Source organism: Kribbella pratensis (genome assembly GCF_004365355.1).
Classification (GTDB): domain Bacteria; phylum Actinomycetota; class Actinomycetes; order Propionibacteriales; family Kribbellaceae; genus Kribbella.
In genome coordinates this window covers 1001254-1018270 of record NZ_SODP01000002.1, presented here as the reverse complement: position 1 = coordinate 1018270, position 17017 = coordinate 1001254, and the positions used below count along the sequence as shown (strand labels likewise).

The 17017-nt window shown below is 68.4% G+C and carries 20 protein-coding genes; 9 read left to right on the top strand and 11 right to left on the bottom strand.

The window, feature by feature from the left end; genetic code table 11:
* The first annotated feature begins 13 nt into the window (after positions 1-13).
* Positions 14-622 carry a TetR/AcrR family transcriptional regulator gene (locus EV653_RS21540; RefSeq protein ID WP_238159940.1) on the top strand — a complete coding sequence of 203 codons (609 nt, stop codon included), beginning with the start codon at positions 14-16 and terminating at the stop codon, positions 620-622.
* On the opposite strand, the gene EV653_RS21535 is transcribed toward EV653_RS21540, so the two are convergent.
* Genes EV653_RS21535 through EV653_RS21520 form a run of 4 tightly spaced genes read right to left on the bottom strand, consistent with a single transcriptional unit; the run spans position 611 to position 4050 of the window.
* The gene (locus EV653_RS21535) at positions 611-1045 is read right to left on the bottom strand and encodes an EVE domain-containing protein (RefSeq protein ID WP_134105521.1); all 435 of its coding nucleotides are present in this window, start codon (positions 1043-1045) and stop codon (positions 611-613) included. The two genes, EV653_RS21540 and EV653_RS21535, sit on opposite strands and share 12 nt — an antisense overlap.
* Positions 1046-1049: 4 nt before the next feature.
* Positions 1050-2552, bottom strand: a complete 1503-nt coding sequence (locus EV653_RS21530) for a tripartite tricarboxylate transporter permease (RefSeq protein ID WP_134105520.1) — start codon at positions 2550-2552, stop codon at positions 1050-1052.
* Positions 2552-3055 carry a tripartite tricarboxylate transporter TctB family protein gene (locus EV653_RS21525; RefSeq protein ID WP_134105519.1) on the bottom strand — a complete coding sequence of 168 codons (504 nt, stop codon included), beginning with the start codon at positions 3053-3055 and terminating at the stop codon, positions 2552-2554. Before EV653_RS21525 ends, EV653_RS21530 begins: the two co-directional genes overlap by 1 nt.
* Positions 3052-4050, bottom strand: a complete 999-nt coding sequence (locus EV653_RS21520; protein WP_134105518.1) for a Bug family tripartite tricarboxylate transporter substrate binding protein — start codon at positions 4048-4050, stop codon at positions 3052-3054. Before EV653_RS21520 ends, EV653_RS21525 begins: the two co-directional genes overlap by 4 nt.
* A 181-nt stretch (positions 4051-4231) precedes the next feature.
* On the opposite strand from EV653_RS21520, the gene EV653_RS21515 reads away from it, so the two are divergent.
* On the top strand, positions 4232-5875 hold the full coding sequence (locus EV653_RS21515; RefSeq protein ID WP_134105517.1) for a sensor histidine kinase: 1644 nt from the start codon (positions 4232-4234) through the stop codon (positions 5873-5875).
* Positions 5872-6537 carry a response regulator gene (locus EV653_RS21510; RefSeq protein WP_134105516.1) on the top strand — a complete coding sequence of 222 codons (666 nt, stop codon included), beginning with the start codon at positions 5872-5874 and terminating at the stop codon, positions 6535-6537. The genes EV653_RS21515 and EV653_RS21510 overlap by 4 nt, the downstream gene beginning before the upstream one ends.
* Here EV653_RS21510 and EV653_RS21505 read toward each other — a convergent pair.
* Positions 6534-7085 (bottom strand): DinB family protein, encoded by a 552-nt coding sequence (locus EV653_RS21505; RefSeq protein WP_134105515.1) that lies wholly within the window; start codon positions 7083-7085, stop codon positions 6534-6536. The two genes, EV653_RS21510 and EV653_RS21505, sit on opposite strands and share 4 nt — an antisense overlap.
* Positions 7082-7609: a gamma carbonic anhydrase family protein gene (locus EV653_RS21500; RefSeq protein WP_134105514.1), complete on the bottom strand. Its 528-nt coding sequence runs from the start codon at positions 7607-7609 to the stop codon at positions 7082-7084. Before EV653_RS21500 ends, EV653_RS21505 begins: the two co-directional genes overlap by 4 nt.
* A gap of 12 nt (positions 7610-7621) precedes the next feature.
* Between EV653_RS21500 and EV653_RS21495 the strand changes: the two genes are divergently transcribed.
* Both EV653_RS21495 and EV653_RS21490 read left to right on the top strand, forming a co-directional pair.
* Positions 7622-8815, top strand: a complete 1194-nt coding sequence (locus EV653_RS21495; protein ID WP_134105513.1) for an MFS transporter — start codon at positions 7622-7624, stop codon at positions 8813-8815.
* A 49-nt stretch (positions 8816-8864) separates the two neighbouring features.
* Positions 8865-9227 carry a cupin domain-containing protein gene (locus tag EV653_RS21490; RefSeq protein WP_134105512.1) on the top strand — a complete coding sequence of 121 codons (363 nt, stop codon included), beginning with the start codon at positions 8865-8867 and terminating at the stop codon, positions 9225-9227.
* Here the strand turns inward: EV653_RS21490 and EV653_RS21485 are convergent, their stop codons facing one another.
* Positions 9228-9797 carry a TetR/AcrR family transcriptional regulator gene (locus tag EV653_RS21485; protein ID WP_134105511.1) on the bottom strand — a complete coding sequence of 190 codons (570 nt, stop codon included), beginning with the start codon at positions 9795-9797 and terminating at the stop codon, positions 9228-9230.
* A 113-nt stretch (positions 9798-9910) separates the two neighbouring features.
* On the opposite strand from EV653_RS21485, the gene EV653_RS21480 reads away from it, so the two are divergent.
* On the top strand, positions 9911-11290 hold the full coding sequence (locus EV653_RS21480) for an MFS transporter (RefSeq protein ID WP_134105510.1): 1380 nt from the start codon (positions 9911-9913) through the stop codon (positions 11288-11290).
* The gene (locus EV653_RS21475) at positions 11280-11747 is read left to right on the top strand and encodes a GNAT family N-acetyltransferase (RefSeq protein ID WP_134105509.1); all 468 of its coding nucleotides are present in this window, start codon (positions 11280-11282) and stop codon (positions 11745-11747) included. The genes EV653_RS21480 and EV653_RS21475 overlap by 11 nt, the downstream gene beginning before the upstream one ends.
* On the opposite strand, the gene EV653_RS21470 is transcribed toward EV653_RS21475, so the two are convergent.
* On the bottom strand, positions 11732-12529 hold the full coding sequence (locus EV653_RS21470; RefSeq protein WP_238159939.1) for an endonuclease/exonuclease/phosphatase family protein: 798 nt from the start codon (positions 12527-12529) through the stop codon (positions 11732-11734). The genes EV653_RS21475 and EV653_RS21470 overlap by 16 nt on opposite strands.
* Positions 12530-12618: 89 nt before the next feature.
* Here EV653_RS21470 and EV653_RS21465 point away from each other — a divergent pair, with 89 nt between their 5' ends.
* The gene (locus tag EV653_RS21465) at positions 12619-13470 is read left to right on the top strand and encodes an EamA family transporter (protein WP_202871770.1); all 852 of its coding nucleotides are present in this window, start codon (positions 12619-12621) and stop codon (positions 13468-13470) included.
* Here EV653_RS21465 and EV653_RS21460 read toward each other — a convergent pair.
* From EV653_RS21460 to EV653_RS21450, 3 genes are all read right to left on the bottom strand, one after another.
* Complete coding sequence (locus EV653_RS21460; RefSeq protein ID WP_134105506.1) at positions 13457-14269, bottom strand: SDR family NAD(P)-dependent oxidoreductase; 813 nt, start codon at positions 14267-14269, stop codon at positions 13457-13459. The two genes, EV653_RS21465 and EV653_RS21460, sit on opposite strands and share 14 nt — an antisense overlap.
* Positions 14266-15594 carry an FAD-binding oxidoreductase gene (locus EV653_RS21455; protein ID WP_134105505.1) on the bottom strand — a complete coding sequence of 443 codons (1329 nt, stop codon included), beginning with the start codon at positions 15592-15594 and terminating at the stop codon, positions 14266-14268. The genes EV653_RS21460 and EV653_RS21455 overlap by 4 nt, the downstream gene beginning before the upstream one ends.
* 146 nt (positions 15595-15740) lie before the next feature.
* On the bottom strand, positions 15741-16229 hold the full coding sequence (locus tag EV653_RS21450) for a VOC family protein (RefSeq protein WP_134105504.1): 489 nt from the start codon (positions 16227-16229) through the stop codon (positions 15741-15743).
* 119 nt (positions 16230-16348) lie between these two features.
* Here EV653_RS21450 and EV653_RS21445 point away from each other — a divergent pair, with 119 nt between their 5' ends.
* Positions 16349-17014, top strand: a complete 666-nt coding sequence (locus tag EV653_RS21445) for an alpha/beta fold hydrolase (RefSeq protein ID WP_134105503.1) — start codon at positions 16349-16351, stop codon at positions 17012-17014.
* The last annotated feature ends 3 nt before the right edge of the window (positions 17015-17017 follow it).

The window sequence follows — 17017 nt, the reverse complement described above, 5'->3', positions numbered from 1 at the left end:
TACCCTGAGTGTCGTGACGACACGTCGGCGGGGTGCCGCGCTGGAGGAGGCGATCCTGCAGGCCGCGGTCGAGGAGCTGACCGAGGTCGGGTACCGCGAGCTGACGATGGACGGTGTCGCCGCCCGCGCCGGCACCGCCAAGAACGTGATCTACCGTCGCTGGCCGAGCCGGGCCGCGCTGTGCATCGCGGCGTACCGTCACATGCTCCCGAGCGGTCCGGACTCGACGCCCGACACCGGCTCGCTCCGCGGTGATGCGCTCGCGCTGCTCACCCGTGCCAACGACCGCATGTCGTCCCCGGTCGGTCGCATCCTGCGCCAGCTCCTGGCCGACATCCAGTCCGACCCCGAGCGGATGCGCGAACTCCGCGACCAGGTCGCCCGCGCCGGCGTCTCGCACTGGCTGACCGTCCTGGCCCGCGCCGCGAGCCGCGGCGAAGTCGGCCAACAAGCCCTCACTCCACGCGTCGCCACCGTCGCCGTCGACCTGCTCCGCAACGAGTACGCCCTCAACGGCGCGACCGCAGTCTCCCCCGAGGTCCTGACCGAGATCGTCGACCAGGTCTTCGTACCACTCGCTACCCAGGCGCCAGCCCCGTCGGACGCGAGCTCACGAGATTGACATGGCTGACCGCAAGGCCTCGAAGTCTTCCGGCTCGAGTGGGACGAGCCCGCGGCGGAGTTGGTAGCCCCAGTTCGGCTGCCTGGTCAGGTCCAGCTCGACAGCTCGGAGATCCGCTCGCTGCACGGGTAGGAACTCGATCCGCCGGCGCCATGGCTGGACGATGCCGTGGGCGCCCATGTTCATCGGCTCTGCCTGGTACGGCGCGGCGTCGGCGACTACGCCTAGCGCGGTGAACGCGCGGAGCGGCTGCTTCTCGCCGTACCGTTCGGTCGGCGAATAGATCACGAAGCCGTCGCCCTCGCGCAGCCGCGCGACGCCGTACCGCTTGCCGTGGTTGAGCTGGATGAAACCGCCTTCGACCGCGCACTGGGTGTGGTCCGCGGAGACCACACCCAGCCATGCACGCTGCAAATCCGTCATACGACTACTGTCCGCCGGAATATACGACATCTTTCGTCATGATTTTGCGGCGGAGTCTGGCGAGCAGCGGCCAGGCGATCATCAACAGGATCGCCGCGTAGATGACGTACGCGACCGGTCCGCCGATCAGCCCGGAGACGTCGCCGTTGGACAGCTGCAGTGCCATCCGCGCCTGCCGTTCGGCGATCGGGCCGAGGATCACGCCGATGATCAGCGGCAGCACCGGCAGACCGAACCGGCGCATCCCGAAACCGAGCAGCCCGAGCAGCAGAAGCAGCAACAGGTCGAGCGGCTGCGCGTTCACGGCGTACGCACCCATCGAGGCGAAGAAGATGATCCCGGCGTACAGATACGGCCTCGGGATCTGCAGGAGCTTCGCCCAGGCCGGCGCCAGCGGCAGGTTGAGGAGCAGCAGCATCAGGTTGCCGATGAACAGGCTGGCGATCAGCGCCCACACCAGCCTCGGCTCGCGCTGGAACAGCAGCGGCCCGGGCTGGATGCCGTACGACGTGAACGCGGCCAGCATCACCGCCGCGGTCGCGTTCGTCGGCAGACCGAGCGCGAGCATCGGCACGAGCGTCCCGGCCGCCGACGCGTTGTTCGCGGCTTCCGGCCCGGCGACGCCCTCGATCGCGCCGTGCCCGAATTCCTCCGGATGCTTGGACAGCTTCTTCTCGGTCGCATACGACAGGAACGTCGGGATCTCCGCACCGCCGGCCGGCAGCGCACCGATCGGGAAGCCGTACGCCGTCCCGCGCAGCCATGGCTTCCACGAACGACGCCAGTCCGACTTGCCCATCCACGGCCGGCCGACCGGAATCACGGTGCCCGGGTTCCGCCGCAGGTGGGCCGCGACCCAGAGCGCCTCGCCGACCGCGAAGATGCCAACGGCAACCACTACGACATCGATGCCGTCGGCAAGCTGCGGTACGCCGAACGTGAGCCGCTGCTGGCCGGTCACCTTGTCGATCCCGACCAGCCCGATCACCAATCCGAGCAGCAAAGCCGCAAATCCACGGATCCGGGACGATCCGAGCACCGAGGTCGCACCGGCGAACGCGAGCAGCATGATGGCCAGGTAGTCCGGCGCGCCCAGGCTGATCGCGAACTTCACCACCTGCGGCGCCACCAGCACGAGCAGGAGCGTTCCGATCGTTCCGGCCACGAACGACCCGATCGCCGCGGTCGCCAACGCCTGTGCGGCCCGTCCGGCGCGCGCCATCTTGTTGCCTTCGATTGCCGTCACCACCGATGACGACTCGCCTGGCGTGTTCAACAGGATCGACGTCGTCGAGCCGCCGTACATGCCGCCGTAGAAGATCCCGGCGAACATGATGAACGCCTGCACCGGCTCGAGTCCGTAGGTGATCGGCAGCAGCAGCGCGACCGTCATCGCCGGCCCGATCCCCGGCAGTACGCCGACCGCCGTACCGACGGTGACGCCGAGCAACGCAAGCAGCAGATTGATGGGTGTCAGGACATCTGCAAATCCCTGGAGGAGGTCCATCACAAGATCCCTTGCAGTACGCCGGCCGGCAGGTTGACGCCCAGCCCGATCGCGAACGCGTAGAACGTGATCAGCGCCAGCGCGACGGCGATGAACACGTTCCGGACGTGGTGCCGGCTGCCGAGCGCGAACGCCGATCCCCAGAACAGCAGGGTCCCGCTGATCACCCAGCCCAGCGGCTCGATCAGCGCCAGGTTGACCACGAACGCGGCGATCAGTGTGAGCACCGTGCGCCAGTCGACGGAGGACGTCACGTCGACGTCCTCGCCTTCCTCCGCTTCGCCGGTACCTCCGCGCGCCACGTCGACGGCGTAAAGGACGGCGACGACGAGCAGCAGTACGCCGAGGACGATCGGTACCGGCTTCGGGCCGATCGGATCGTTGCTGTTGGCAATGTGCTGGAGCCGGGCGGCGTCGACGATCACCAGGACGCCGACGACCGCCAGGAACCCGCACACTCCGTACTGCGCACGATCCGGCCGCCTGACAGCGGCCTCGTTCACGCCGCCAGTCCCAGCTTGGTCAGGATGTCGGCGACGGCCTTGTCCTGGTCGGTGAGGAACTTGCCGAACTCGTCACCGGTCACGAACGCGTCGGTCCAGCCGTGCTTGTCCAGCTCGGACTTCCACTCCGCGGAGTCGTGCATCTTCGTCAGCGCGGCGATCCATACCTGCTTGTCCGCGTCGCTGATGCCCGGCGGCGCGACGATGCCACGCCAGTTCGTGAACACCAGGTCGATGCCCGAGCCCTTCAGCGTCGGCACGTCCTTCAGCGCCTCGATCGGCTGCTCGCTCGTCACCGCGAGCACCCGCACCTGGCCGCTCTGGACCTGGTCCAGGAACTCCCCGAATCCGCTGGCCCCGAAGGCGATCTTGCTTCCCAGCAGCGCGGGGAGCAGCTCGCCGCCGCCGTCGTACGAGACGAAGTTGACGTCTTTCGGCTCGATGCCGACGGCTTGCGCAAGCTGCATCGGCAGCAGGTGGTCCGGCCCGCCCGGCGATGAGCCGCCGCCGACGGCCATCCCCTTCGGGTTCGCCTTCCAGGCGGTGACCAGGTCGCCGATCGTCTTGTACGGCGAGTTCTTCGGTACGACGATCGCGCCGGCCTCCTCGATCAGCTTGGCGATCGGGGTGGTCTGGGTGAGCGTGGCCTTCGACTTCGACGTGTACGTCGCGCCGACCACGCCGAGCCCCATCTGCATGGCGAGCTTGCCGTTGCCCTTCTCGTTCACGGTCCGCTGCAGGCCGACCGTGCCGCCGGCGCCCGGCAGGTTGAACACCTGGACGCCGGTGGCGATCTTCGCGTCCTCCATCACCTTCGCGGCGACCCGGGCGGTGGTGTCGTATCCGCCGCCGGCCGCGTTCGGCACCATCAGCCGCAGCCCGGTCGCGGGCTTGCCGCTGTCGGCGTTGGTGTCGGATTTGTCGGCGGTCGCGCCGCAAGCGCTCGCGCCGACCAGCGCGAGCACTGCTGTGGTGACCCAGAGCATCGGCCTCATGGCGGTGTCCTTTTCGATGGGGATCAGGTGGCGACGATCGTGGACCTCCAGCGGGTACGCCGTCTGCGTTGTGGCCGCAGCGGTGGTTGAGTTCATTGTGGTCACAGGCGGAATCTGGGTGAAGTGTGGCACTCGAGCGCCGCAGCGGTGATCATGCGGCAGGACCTTATGGGAGGTGAATATGGCCGTCAGGCGTCCGACCTTGGCCGGGCAGCTGCTCGTGCTGCAGTTGGCGATCGTTGTGGTTGTGCTCGTCGCCGTCGCCGCGGTCTCGCTCGCCCAGTCCGCCGCCACGTTCAACCGCGTCGAAGGTCGCCGGGTGACCGCACTGGCCGAGCAGCTCTCCGGGAACCAGACGCTGCGGTTCGGTATCCGCCACCCCGCACCGGCGGAGGTTCTCGCACCGTTGCTTCAGACAACGTTGACGCAGTCCGGCGTCACCTCGATCACGGTCGCCGACGCTCAGGGCCGGATCATCGCGGCCACGAACCCCACCACGATCGGCAACTCGTTGACTCTCGGTGATCCTTGGGTGGCGCAAGGCCGCGGGTGGTCCGGCGAGTTGCGCCTCGGGGACGGCAAGGAGCTGGTCTCGCAGGTCCCTGTGCTCAGTCAGGGCACGGATTCGAACGGCCGGCCGGACGGAACGCTCGGCGATCACATCGGCACCGTGATGGTCGGCGAGCAGGCTCCCTCGATCTGGCAACGATTGCGCGGCGCATCGTCGTACCTGGCGATCTATCTCGGCATCGCCTGCGTGCTCGGGCTGCTCGGTTCGTGGTTGCTGGCGCGCCGGATCAAGCGGCAGACGCTCGGGCTCGAACCGCGCGAGATCGCCGGTCTCGCCGAGCACCGGGAGGCGATGCTGTACGGGCTGGCCGAGGGAGTCGTTGCCTTGGACCCCCATTTGCGCGTCACGCTGGTGAACGACGTCGGCCGCCGGCTGCTCGACCTCCCGGCGAACGCGGTCGGCCGCAACCTCGACGATCTGGGGATCGAAGGCCGGCTCCGCGAAGTACTCGCCGGCGAGGACGAGGCGCGCGACGCGGTGGTCGTACGACGTGGGCGCGTGCTCGTGATGAACCGGATGGAAGTGCTGAAGGACGGGCGGTCGCTGGGCTCCGTCACCACGCTGCGTGATCGGACCGAGTTGGCGCAGCTGGAGCGGGAGCTGGGGTCGTTCCGTTCGTCCGCCGAGTTACTGCGGGCCCAAACGCACGAGTTCGCGAACCAGCTGCACACGATCTCGGGCCTGATCCAGATCGGGGAGTACGACGAGGTCGTCACGTACGTCGGGGCGCTCAACCGGTACCGTGAATCGCTCGACCTGACCGTGACCCGGCGGGTTCACGACACCGCGGTCGCCGCCCTCCTGATGGCGAAGTCCTCGCTCGCGGCCGAACGCCGCGTCGAGCTGCGCGTGTCCGAACGTACGACGCTGCTCCGGCTCGACCCCGCGCTCTCGGCCGATGTGGCGACCGTGGTCGGCAACCTCGTCGACAACGCGATCGACGCGGCCGCCCAGTCCGGTACGCCGCTGTCGCCCGCGTGGGTCGAGGTCGAACTCCGGCAGGACGCAACGAGTGTGGAGATCGTGGTCCGCGACTCAGGTCCGGGGGTTGCACCCGAGCTGGCGCAGGAGGTGTTCGCGCACGGCTTCACCACCAAGGCCGCGGCCGAGGGGGAGCGCGGGATCGGTCTCGCGATGACCCGGCTGATCTGCCGCCGGCGCGGCGGCGAGGTCGCGGTCATGAACAATTCCGACGGCGGCGCGGCGTTCGTCGCCCGCATGTCCGCCCAGCGCACGCCCGAGGGAGCCCGATGATCACGGTCCTCGTCGTCGACGACGACTTCATGGTCGCCCGCATCCACCGCGGATTCGTGGACCGCGTGGACGGCTTCGAGGTCGTCGGTACGGCGAACTCCGGCGATCAGGCGGTCGCGGCGTTGTCCGACCTTCGCCCTGATCTGGTGCTGCTCGACCTCTACCTCCCCGACGTATTCGGCATCGACCTGATCGCCCGGCTGCGCGCCGTACGGCCTGACGTGGACATCCTCGTCATTACCGCGGCCCGCGAGGCCGACGCGGTGCGCGGCGCCGTACGCCAGGGGGTCGTCAACTACCTGCTGAAACCCTTCGGTTTCGAGGATCTGCGGGCTCGGTTACAGGAGTACGAGCGTCGCCGGGCGAGCGTCCCCGATCAGGTCACGTCCCAGGCGGACGTCGACCGCGTCCTCGCACCTGCCCGTCCAATGGTCAATCGCCTCCCCAAGGGCCTCAGCCAGGAGACGACCGACTTGGTCACCGCCGCCCTCCGCGCCACCCCCGACAACCTCTCGGCCGCCGAATGCGCCGAAAAGGTCGGCATCTCCCGCGTCAGCGCCCGCCGGTACCTCGAGTTCCTCTGCACCCAAGGCCAAGCCCAGGTCACCCTCCGCTACGGCACCACCGGACGCCCCGAACGCCGCTACCACTGGAGAAGCTAGTTCGCCGCGCGGGCGGCGCTCTCGATCCGGGCTCGGTGTGCTTCCCAGTCGACGTCTGACGCGCCGGTGGGCGCGCCCAGTTGTTCGCGGAGGATGTCGGCGTGACCCGTGTGGCGGTTGGTCTCGGCAACGACGTGCACCAGGATGTTGAGGAGTTTGACGTTGGGCCGCGGCCACCACGGGACGAATCCGGGAGCGTCGATCGGGAGGGCGTGGATGGTGGCATCGGCGTGCTCGCACGCGCGCTGGTACGCCGCGATCACGTCGGCGCGGGACTCGTGTTCGCGCACCCACATGTGGTCGTGGTTCGCGAACCCGGGATCGTCGAAGGTTGGGATCGGATCCGGATACGGCCGGCCGAAGATCTCCCCGAAGTACCGAGCCTCGGTCAGTGCCAGGTGCTTGACCAGGCCGAGCAGGTTCGTCCCGGTCCGCGTGAGTGGACGGCGTACGTCGTACTCCGGCAGTCCGTCGAGCGTCGACAGGAGCGACTCCCGCACCCACCGCAGCTCGTCGTGGAGGTAGGCCTTGGCGAACTCGTCGGTCATCGCTCCTCCACCAACTCGACGGTGGCGGCGTGGCGTTCGGCGAGGGCGTGGTAGACGGCGGCGTTGTGGTCGACGAAGAGTTTCGCGGTTCCTTCGAGCGGGACGATCTTCTTCGCCGGGCTGCCCATCGCGACCGATTCCGGCGGGATGACGGCGCCGGGCGTGACCGTGGAACCGGCCGCCACCAGCGAACGCTCGCCGACCACCGCGCCGTCGAGCACGATCGCGCCGTTGCCGACGAGAGCCTGCTCGCCGATCGTGCAGTCGTGGACCAGGCACTGGTGTCCGACCGTCGCGTTCGGCCCGATCTCGCAGCCGTTGTGGCCGACGTGGATCACCGTGTTGTCCTGGATGTTCGCCCCCGCGCGGATCGTGATCGTCCCCAGATCGGCGCGGATCACCACGCCGTACCAGATCGAAACCCCCGCCTCCACGACCACATCCCCGACCAGCGTCGCAGTCGGCGCGATCCACGCGTCCGGGTGCACACTCGGACGCTTACCTTCGAACGAAAACAGCGGCATACGCTGCACCCTATGCCGCGTAGCCTCGAGCGGGTGCGGAAAACAGTCGCCGGGTTCGCCGTGTTCGGGTTGTTCTGGGGAGCGTGGGGCGCGATCCTGCCCGCGGTCCGGGCCGGCGCCGGGGTGAACGACGGTGAGCTCGGCGTCGCGGTGCTGATGATCGGACTCGGTGCCCTGGTGTCGATGCGGTTCACCGGCTACCTGATCGATCGGTACGGCGGCGTGGTGCTGCCGGTCGTGACCGTGCTGTTCGCGATCTGCGGCGTACTGCCCGCACTGGCGGGCTCGGTCGTCACCCTGAGCGCGGCCTTGTTGTTGCTGGGAGCAACGTCTGGTGCGATGGACGTGGCCATCAATGCAACCGGATCCCACGCTGAGGCGGTGTCCGGGCGGCCGGTGATGAACCTCGCGCACGGCATGTTCTCGGTCGCCGTCGTGGTCGCAAGCCTCAGTACGGCGGGACTCCGCGCCGCCGGGGTGGGCGCACTGCCCGTGCTGGGCGGGGCGGGCGCTCTGATCGTGATCACCGCGCTCGTTGTCTTCGTGCCACGGGACAGCGCACCGGCCGCCCCCTCGGGCGGCGCACAGGACGTGCCGGCTGCCGCCGAAACTCCGAGGAGCGGGCTGGAGCCGGCGCTCCTCATGTTCGGTGTGCTGTGCGCGATCGCCTACCTCGTCGAGAACGCGTGGCAGAGCTGGAGCGCCGTACATCTGGATACCTCGCTGAACGCCCCGGCCGGCCTGGCATCCATCGCGCCCGCAGTCTTCGCCGCTGCAGCCGCCACGGGCCGGTTCGCCGGCAATGCTGTCCTGAAGCGGTTCCGGCCGGTCCAGCTCCTGGTCGTCGGCGGCGTCGTCGCCGCCATCGGCTCGCTGGCCGCGGCCACCGCGAACCATCCTTGGGCAGCTCTGGCCGGTATCGGAGTCGCGGGTCTTGGTACGTCGGTCTGCGCGCCGACGATCATCGGGATGGCCGGCGCTTGGGCCGGTCCCGAGCGGCGCGCGGGTGCGATCTCGGTGGTGACCACGATCGCCTATCTCGGATTCCTGATCGGCCCGGCGGCAGTCGGCGCGGTGTCCTCGCACTGGTCGCTTCCGGTCGCGCTGGGTGGCGTCGCCGTACTCGCGGTCGTCGTCGCCGGCCTCGCTCCGGTGGCCGGCCGCATCGCCGGAGCCGGCCTTCGACGTACGGCGAAAGGGATGTGAAAGGACCGTGCGCGAAGCTACGGTGACTAGGACCAGCGAGGAGGGTGGCATGACGGAGATCGCGAAATCGGGGGCCGTGGTGATCGACCGGGCCGACGGGCGGGACGACGGGGAGGAGTGGACCGAGAACTACACCCAGTTGCCAGGTGGGGCTGGGGTCTCGTTGATTCTCGAGTCGACCACGAAGGAGGGCGCTGGGCCGCGGTTGCACAAGCATCCGTACGCCGAGACGTTCATCATCCGGCGCGGTACGGCGACGTTCACGGTCGGCACCGAGGAGATCGTCGGCCGGGCCGGCCAGATCCTGGTCGTTCCCGCCGACACCCCGCACAAGTTCCGCACCGGTCCCGGCGGCTACGAAGCAGTCCACATCCACGCCAACCCCACGTTCGAAACCGTCTGGCTGGAGTAGTCAGGCAGGAGCGAACGCGCTCAGCAAGGTCGCGGTGATGTACGGCGCGGCTTGGTCGGACGTGATGCGGCCGGCTTGAAGTTCGCTTGCAGCGCCGTGCATGACGTTGTGCATGACGCTGACCAGCCACGAGGTTGGCAGGTCGCTGCGGAAGACGCCTTCGGCGCGGCCGCGTTCCAGTAGACGTTCCACGCGTGCCATCGGGTCGGCGTGCAGCTCTTGCACCCGCCCCGGCGGCAGCGCGTCCTGAGCCGCGAGCAGTAGCGCGCGGTACTGGTCGACCAGCTGCCAGCTCGACTCGGTCAACCGGGCCAGCGCCTCGCGCGGGTCACCGGTCAGATCGACCTGCCCGAGCGTCTCCTCGCCGGTCGCGATCGCCTGGACGAACACCGCGTCGACGAGCTCGGCCCGGGACGGGAAGTGGCCGTACAGCGTGACCCGTCCGACCCCGGCCGCCTTCGCGATCTCCGACGTGCTCGCGGCCGGATCGCGGCTCAGGCACTCGGCCGCCGCGGTCAGGATCGCCGCGATGTTGCGCTGCGCGTCCGCCCGCCGGGTGGTCACCGCCATCGACCGCCTCCTCATCTCGAACACCACTGTACGAATTCCTCTTGTTGAACACCAGTGTACGAGTTACGGTACTGATCTAACCCGTACACGGCTGTTCGACTTAAGGATGACCCATGAATCAACCCGACCCGCGGCGGTGGCGACTGCTGGGGCTGCTCGCCGTCGCGCAGTTCATGCTGATCCTCGACGTGACGGTGGTCGCGATCGCGCTCCCGAACATCCAGTCCGATCTCGGGCTCAGCCGCGAGACCCTCACCTGGGTGGTCAGCGCGTACACGCTGATGTTCGGCGGCTTGATGCTGCTGGGCGGCCGCGCCGCCGACCTGTTCGGCTCGCGCCGCGTCGTACTGACCGGCCTGATCGTCTTCACCCTGGCCTCGCTCGTCACCGGCCTGGCCAATGGGCCCGAGCTTCTCCTCGGCGGCCGCGTTGCTCAAGGCATCGGCGCCGCGATGCTCTCGCCGGCCGCGTTGTCCGTCGTCACCAAGACGTTCGACGGCGACGAACGCAACAAGGCGCTGGGCATCTGGTCTGCGATGGGCGGTGGCGGCGCCGCGATCGGCGTACTGCTCGGCGGCCTGCTCACCGCGGGCCCCGGCTGGCAGTGGGTCTTCTACATCAACCTGCCCATCGGCCTGATCGTGTTCATCCTCCTGCTCCGTCTGCTCCCCGCGGATCGCCCGAGCGAGGAGCAGGGCCGCCTCGACGTACCCGGCGCTCTTCTCGTCACAGCAGGCACAGGTACGGCGATCTACGCGCTGATCAACGCCGGTGACCGCGGCTGGCTCTCGGCCGCAACCCTCGGCACGCTCGCCGGCGCCCTCGTACTGTACGGCGTTTTCGCCTGGGTCCAGCGCTCCGTCCGCTCGCCGCTGATGGACCTCCGGATCCTCACCCGCCGACCTGTTGCCGTAGGCACCTTCATGTTGCTGATCGCAACCGCTCTGATGATCTCGATGTTCTTCCTCGGATCCTTCTACCTACAGCACTTCAAGCAGTACGGCGCTTTGCGCACCGGTCTGTTGTTCTTGCCGGTGGCAATCGCCGCGATCGTCGGCGCGCATCTGGCCGGCCAACTCGTCGGACGGGTCGGCGCACGCCCGGTCGCCGTCGCCGGATTCGCGATCACCGCGATCGGTGTCGCTGTCCCCGCGATCTGGGAGGGTGCTACCGAGATCGTGATCGGGATGACCGTCGGGACCGTAGGACTCGGCGCCGCATTCGTGGCGGCCTCGACCACGACGTTCGCGCAGATCGACCATCGGGAGGCGGGCCTCGCTTCCGGCATCCTGAGTACGTTCCACGAGTTCGGCGCATCGCTCGGCGTTGCGGTCGTGTCGAGTGTGGCGGCGGCAAGTCTCGCCGGCACGGTGTCGACCGGGTTCTCCAGCGGGTTCACGTTCGCCGCGGTCACCGCAGCGGTCGCGGCTGTCCTCGCGCTGATCGTCGTACCGGCGTTCAAGCCTGCAACCGGAGGGGTTCATGTCCATTGAGATCCGCCGCGCGGTGGTCGCGGACGCAGAGACAGTGCTGACGATGCTGGGGGAGCTGGCGGCGTACCAGGATCAGCAGCAGTACGTGACAGCAAGCCTGCAGGATTGGCAAGGGTTCCTCGGACGCGACGAGGTGATTGTGTTGCTTGCAGAGGTAGACGGGGTTGCGGCGGGCTACGTGTCCGCGCTGCGTCGCCCGTACCTCTGGGTCGGCGGCGATCGGCTCGCGCTGGACGACCTCTACGTCCGCGAGCAGTTCCGCGACGCCGGTGTCGGTCGCCAGTTGATGCTCGGCCTGGCCCGGTACGCGCTGCCGGATCGCCTCCCGATCGGCTGGGGTCTGCGCCTGGAAAACACAGCCGGCTACCGCTTCTACGAACGCCTGGGCGCCAAGCTGGTCACGAAAACCGCGGCCAGTTGGTCCGTAGAGGCCTACGAGGGTCAGCTCAACGAATAGGTGGCCGCGACCGGGAGATGGTCGGAGGCGAAGCTGACCGGGACAGACACCGCGGTCGGCGCCAGTTGCGCACTGTGCAGCTGGTAGTCGATCCGCTTGGTCGGCAGCGGCACCGGGCTGGTGAGCCCGAGCCCCAAGCCCTTCTCCGGCCAGGTGTCGGTCCAGTGTGTGGTCAGTGTCCTCACCTCGGCCGACGTCGGTAGGGCGTTGAAGTCGCCGACCAGCACCGTTGCCTCGGGCGCATCCTTGAGCAGGGCAACGATCGCGTTCACCTGCTCGATCCGCTCGCCGTCGTCCTTCGTGGTCAGGTGCGTGTCGGCGAAGCGCAACGGCGTACCGCCGACGTCGATCAATGCCTCGAGCAGACCCCGCTGCTCGCTCCCCGGATGCAGCGGCAGCAGACTGTTGCGTGAGTCAACGATCGGGTACTTCGACAACACCAGCGTCCCGTACTGACGACGGGGCTTGCCCGGCTCCAGCGGATCCCAGTCCAGGTTGGCGGCGAACACGTAGTTCATCTTCAACCGTGCAGCGAGCCAAGCCGGCTGATCGACCCAGTTGCTGCGCGCGTCGAAGTACTTGTCGACCTCCTGCAGGCCGACGACCGACGCACCGGAGGCCTCGATCGTCTTCGCGACCCGCTCGAGGTCGAGCTTCCCGTCGACACCCGCGCCGTGGTGGATGTTGAACGTCAGCGTCTTCACCGGGGTGGCCTCCACCTCCGCTTGAGCAGTCAGTGGCGACACGAGCAGCAGTAAGGAACTGGCCAGAGCAGCGAACACCACCGCAGTATCACATGTGGAAAGGATCAGGCCCCGGAGCTTACCGAAACGTCATGGCCCTACCGGGTTCTGGTTCCTACCGTGAAGTGATGCGACGGACGGTACCGCCACAGGCCTACTTCATCGTCAGTGCGGTCTTCCACTACCTCGGCCCTGCCTTCGCCGTGCTGCTGTTCGCGCGGATCGATCCACTCGGCGTGGCTTGGCTACGGATCGCTGCGGCCGGGCTGATCTTCTCGATCTGGCGCCGGCCGTGGCGCGCCTGGCGTCTGCTCTCCTGGGGCACGCGCCGACTCGTGATCGCGTGGGGCGCCGTCCTCGCGGTGATGAACTGCTGCTTCTACCTGGCGATCGATCGCATCCCACTCGGCACGGTCGCCGCGGCCGAGTTCGCCCCGGTGATCGTGCTCGCAGCGATCGCGGTGCGTTCACTGCGCAACTTGCTGGCTCTGGTGCTCGCAGTCGGCGGCGTCTATGTGCTGACCGACATCCGCCTGTCCCACGACTGGATCGGGATGGTCTTCACCGCACTCAACGCCGTCCTCTTCGCGGCGTACGTCGTCCTCGGGCACCGCATGTCCCGAGTCGAAGGACTGCGCCGGATCGACGGTCTCGCCCTCGCGATGGGAGTTGCGTCCGTCCTCGCGCTACCGGTCGGGCTGCGCGCTGCCGTCCCCGCGTTCACCGATCCCGGGCTGCTCGCCGCAGCAGTCGGGGTCGGTGTTTGCTCGTCGGTGATTCCGTACGTCGCGGATCAGCTCGCGATGGCACGGTTGAAGCGGTCCACGTTCGCGTTGATGCTGGCGTTGCTGCCCGCCACGGCGACGGTGATCGGTGCCGTCGTACTGCGACAGTTCCCGCGGCCGGCCGAACTGGCAGCGGTTGCGATCATCGTCGTCGCGGTCGGGCTGCATCGCGAGCGCGAGCCTAGATCGCCTTGAGCGACAGCTCTTGCCAGTCCGCCCAGGTCTTCAGCCGATCCTCGTAGGCCTGCTTCACCAGCTCGTAGCCCTGACCGAAGAACACGTGCAAGGGCGGGTTGGGGGAGTCGGCGAGCTCGAGGATCGCGGGTCCGGCCGCGGCCGGGTCGTCGAAGTCGACCGACGCCACGTAGTCCATGAGCGCCTGACGCTGGCCGTCGTACAACGGGTTCGGTGTCGCGGCCACCCCACCGGTCAGCCCCTCGGTCGCGTACCCGCCGGGCTCGACCACAGTCACCTTGATCCCGAATCCCGCGACCTCCTGGGCGAGCGCCTCGCTCAGTCCCTCCAGCGCCCACTTCGACGCGCAGTACCCGCTGCCGAGCAGGAATCCGGTCAGCCCGGCGACTGACGAGATCTGGATGATGTGGCCGCTGCCCTGCTCACGCAGGTACGGCAGCACTGCCTGGGTGACCCAGACCGGACCGAAGAAGTTCGTCTCGAACTGGTCCCGTAGTTGCTGCTCGGTGAACTCCTCCACGGCGCCCGACAAGCCGTAGCCGGCGTTGTTCACGATCACGTCGAGACGGCCGAAGTGTTCCTTCGCCTGCTCGACCGCCCCGAAGACAGCGGCCTTGTCGGTGACGTCGAGCTCGAGCGGCAGGACTGCGTCGCCGTACGTGTCGACCAACTCGATGAGGCTCTTCCGGGCCGTCGCGGCCACCCGGTCCCCGCGGGACAGAGCAGCCTCGACGAAGTGGCGGCCGAGGCCGCGGGACGAGCCGGTGACGAACCAGACCTTGCTACTTGTCGGGCTCATGCCGGCCTCACATTGTGGTTGCTCCTGAACAGATTGGCCGGGTCGTACTCGCGCTTGACCGCCGCGAGCCGCTCGTACGTCGCCGCCGGGTAGACCGCAGCCACGTCGGCGTCCTCGGCATCGGACAGGAAGTTCGCGTAGGCGCCGGTGACCTGCGGCGTGAGCTTGTCCCACAGCGCCTGGCGAGCCGGACCGGTCGCCGCGATGACCGGTGGCGGGCCGATCGTGGTCGTCGCGAACATCAGCTCCGCCTCACGATGCGCGTACGCCGTGGCGTCCGCAGCGAGCTGCGACACCGCCCCGCCGACGGTGCGGATCGACATGATCGGGGACCCCTGCGAGGCGCCGGTCTCGGCGAGGATCCGCAGCACCTCGGGGACGGAATCCTTGTCGACAAAGGCACTTCGGGTGACCAGCTGGATGCCGGGCGGCGGGACCACCCCGTCCACCAGCACCTCGGCGTACGGCCGGAGCCCGACCTCGTCGGCGAGCACCGTGCCGAGCTTGCGGATCGGATCGATCGCCCGGGCGGCGAGTTCCGCGTCGTCACCGTCGAAGGCGACCTCGATCTCCAGCGGCGCGTCGGGGCCGCCGAGGAACGGATTGGCGAACGACGCGATCGACGTGAGCTCGGGCGGCGCGGTGCGCTGATACTCCGCCCAGCCCTGGAGCACCTCGGCGATCTCGCTTGCCGGGAAGGCGAGCTTGCCGAAGTAGATGTCGGTCGTCGGGTGCGCCGCGAACTCGAACGCGGTCACGATCCCGAAGTTCCCGCCGCCACCGCGGACCGCCCAGAACAGCTCGGCGTTCTCGTCCGCCGACGCCCGGACGACGTCACCGGCCGCGGTCACGAGCTCGACCGCGACCAGACTGTCCAGCGCCAGACCGTACTTGCGGACCTTCCACCCGATCCCGCCGCTCAGCGTCAGCCCGCCGACGCCCACACTCTTGGTGTCACCCGACGAGATCGCCAGCCCGTGCGGCGCGAGCGCGGCCGCCACCTGCCCCCAGGTGGCGCCGCCGCCGATGCGTACGAGATGGCGCTCCTTGTCGACGATCTCGATCCCGGCCAGCTTGCCGAGCTCGATCACCACTCCGCCGTCGTTCGTCCCGAATCCGGCGAACGCGTGCCCGCCACCACGAACCGCTAACGGCAGCCCGCTCTCCGCCGCATACGCGACGGCCTTCCGGACATCCTCGACACTCGCCGGCCTGAGGACGTACGCCGGGCTGCCCCCGACCAGCACGGTCCGGCTCGCGACGTCGTACCCCGCGTCGTCCGGCCCGACAATCTCCCCACCAAATCCTTCGATCACTACACTCATGACGTTCCTTTGCGCTTGTCCTCAACGAACAAACACCTGACGCCAGGCAACCAGCACATGTGACGTGAACAAACCCACATCACACTTCCCCCCGCCATTTCGTCTGTCCTCCCGAACCACCTCAATCCCGAGCCGAGCAGGATGCGTCAGGCGCGGGAGCGCATTTCCGTGGCGAACGACTCCTGTAGGCGGTGCATGGTTGCGGCTTCTTCTGGGTCGGTGAAGAGGGTGGGGAGGTCGGCGGGGTTTACGTCGTAGAGGTGGGTCTGGATCCACCAGATGTTGCCGGCGGGGTCCTTGATGCGGGCGCCGCGGTCGCCGACGATGCGGGACGTGGTCAGTTCGGTGACGATGGTCGCGCCGGCGGCGACGGCGCGGGCGACGGTGGCGTCGGCGTCGTCGACGTACACGCTGAGGAAGCTGGGGGTGTCCGGCCAGTCGGGGCGCGCGTCGAAGGCCATCACGACCGAGTCGCCGATCGTGATTTCGGCGTGGCCGATCGTGCCGTCCTCGTTGTGGACGGCGAAGGCCGGCTTGGTGCCGAACGCCTCCTGCACGAACTCGAGCCAGGCCGCCGCACCACGAACGGCTACGTACGGAGTAACGGTCGACTTACCACCGGGGTTCTTTGTCATGCCTTCATCCTGGCCTTGGTAGAGGACAGCTTCCGTCCTCTACCAAGGTTGGCGGCGAACGGGTATTGCTTGGCTTCCTGCCGACACCAAGCCACACCTGGATCCGGTGAGATTGCCTCATGACGACGTTCGTGCTGGTTCCCGGTGGTTGGAAGGGCTCATGGGCTTATGAGGCGGTGGTTCCGCTGCTGGAGCGAGCCGGTCAGGTCGTTCACGCGCTGACGCTGACCGGTCTGCGGCCGTCCGACGACGAGGCGACGGTCGCAACCGCCAACCTCGACGTGCACGCCGACGACGTACTGCGGGTGCTCGATCGCGCACAGCTCACCGACGTGACGCTGGTCGGACACAGCTATGCCGGGATGGTGATCACCGCCGCCGCGGATCGCGCCGGCGGCCGGGTCTCGCGACTGGTCCATCTCGATGCGTTCGTACCGCGCGACGGCGAGTCGTGGTGGTCGTTGACGAACGACTACTTCCACGACGTGGCGACGTCCGGTGCCGCGACGAGCGGGTACGCCGTACGCCCACCGGGCGACCGCGATCCCCGCCGCCGTCCGCACCCGCTCGCCTCGTTCATGCAGGAGATCCGGCTCACCGGTGAGGTCGACCGGATCGCGCGTCGGGACTTCGTCTACTGCTCGGGCTGGGAGCAGCAGACGCCGTTCGCCGAGCTCCGCACGCGGCTGCAGGCCGATCCTGACTGGCAGGTCCACGTCGTCCCGACCGGCCACGACGTGATGCACGAGGCCCCGGACTTCGTCGCCGAGCTACTGCTCAGCTAGCGC

Bases quoted from the DNA above. Each gene is read 5' to 3' on its own strand.
- EV653_RS21500 (WP_134105514.1), bottom strand. From the start codon at position 7,609: ATGCCGCTGTTTTCGTTCGAAGGTAAGCGTCCGAGTGTGCACCCGGAC.
- EV653_RS21485 (WP_134105511.1), bottom strand. From the start codon at position 9,797: ATGGCGGTGACCACCCGGCGGGCGGACGCGCAGCGCAACATCGCGGCG.
- EV653_RS21495 (WP_134105513.1), top strand. From the start codon at position 7,622: ATGCCGCGTAGCCTCGAGCGGGTGCGGAAAACAGTCGCCGGGTTCGCC.
- EV653_RS21445 (WP_134105503.1), top strand. From the start codon at position 16,349: ATGACGACGTTCGTGCTGGTTCCCGGTGGTTGGAAGGGCTCATGGGCT.
- EV653_RS21530 (WP_134105520.1), bottom strand. From the start codon at position 2,552: ATGGACCTCCTCCAGGGATTTGCAGATGTCCTGACACCCATCAATCTG.
- EV653_RS21535 (WP_134105521.1), bottom strand. From the start codon at position 1,045: ATGACGGATTTGCAGCGTGCATGGCTGGGTGTGGTCTCCGCGGACCAC.
- EV653_RS21450 (WP_134105504.1), bottom strand. From the start codon at position 16,229: ATGACAAAGAACCCCGGTGGTAAGTCGACCGTTACTCCGTACGTAGCC.
- EV653_RS21520 (WP_134105518.1), bottom strand. From the start codon at position 4,050: ATGAGGCCGATGCTCTGGGTCACCACAGCAGTGCTCGCGCTGGTCGGC.
- EV653_RS21510 (WP_134105516.1), top strand. From the start codon at position 5,872: ATGATCACGGTCCTCGTCGTCGACGACGACTTCATGGTCGCCCGCATC.
- EV653_RS21480 (WP_134105510.1), top strand. From the start codon at position 9,911: ATGAATCAACCCGACCCGCGGCGGTGGCGACTGCTGGGGCTGCTCGCC.
- EV653_RS21465 (WP_202871770.1), top strand. From the start codon at position 12,619: ATGCGACGGACGGTACCGCCACAGGCCTACTTCATCGTCAGTGCGGTC.
- EV653_RS21515 (WP_134105517.1), top strand. From the start codon at position 4,232: ATGGCCGTCAGGCGTCCGACCTTGGCCGGGCAGCTGCTCGTGCTGCAG.
- EV653_RS21490 (WP_134105512.1), top strand. From the start codon at position 8,865: ATGACGGAGATCGCGAAATCGGGGGCCGTGGTGATCGACCGGGCCGAC.
- EV653_RS21475 (WP_134105509.1), top strand. From the start codon at position 11,280: ATGTCCATTGAGATCCGCCGCGCGGTGGTCGCGGACGCAGAGACAGTG.
- EV653_RS21460 (WP_134105506.1), bottom strand. From the start codon at position 14,269: ATGAGCCCGACAAGTAGCAAGGTCTGGTTCGTCACCGGCTCGTCCCGC.
- EV653_RS21455 (WP_134105505.1), bottom strand. From the start codon at position 15,594: ATGAGTGTAGTGATCGAAGGATTTGGTGGGGAGATTGTCGGGCCGGAC.
- EV653_RS21505 (WP_134105515.1), bottom strand. From the start codon at position 7,085: ATGACCGACGAGTTCGCCAAGGCCTACCTCCACGACGAGCTGCGGTGG.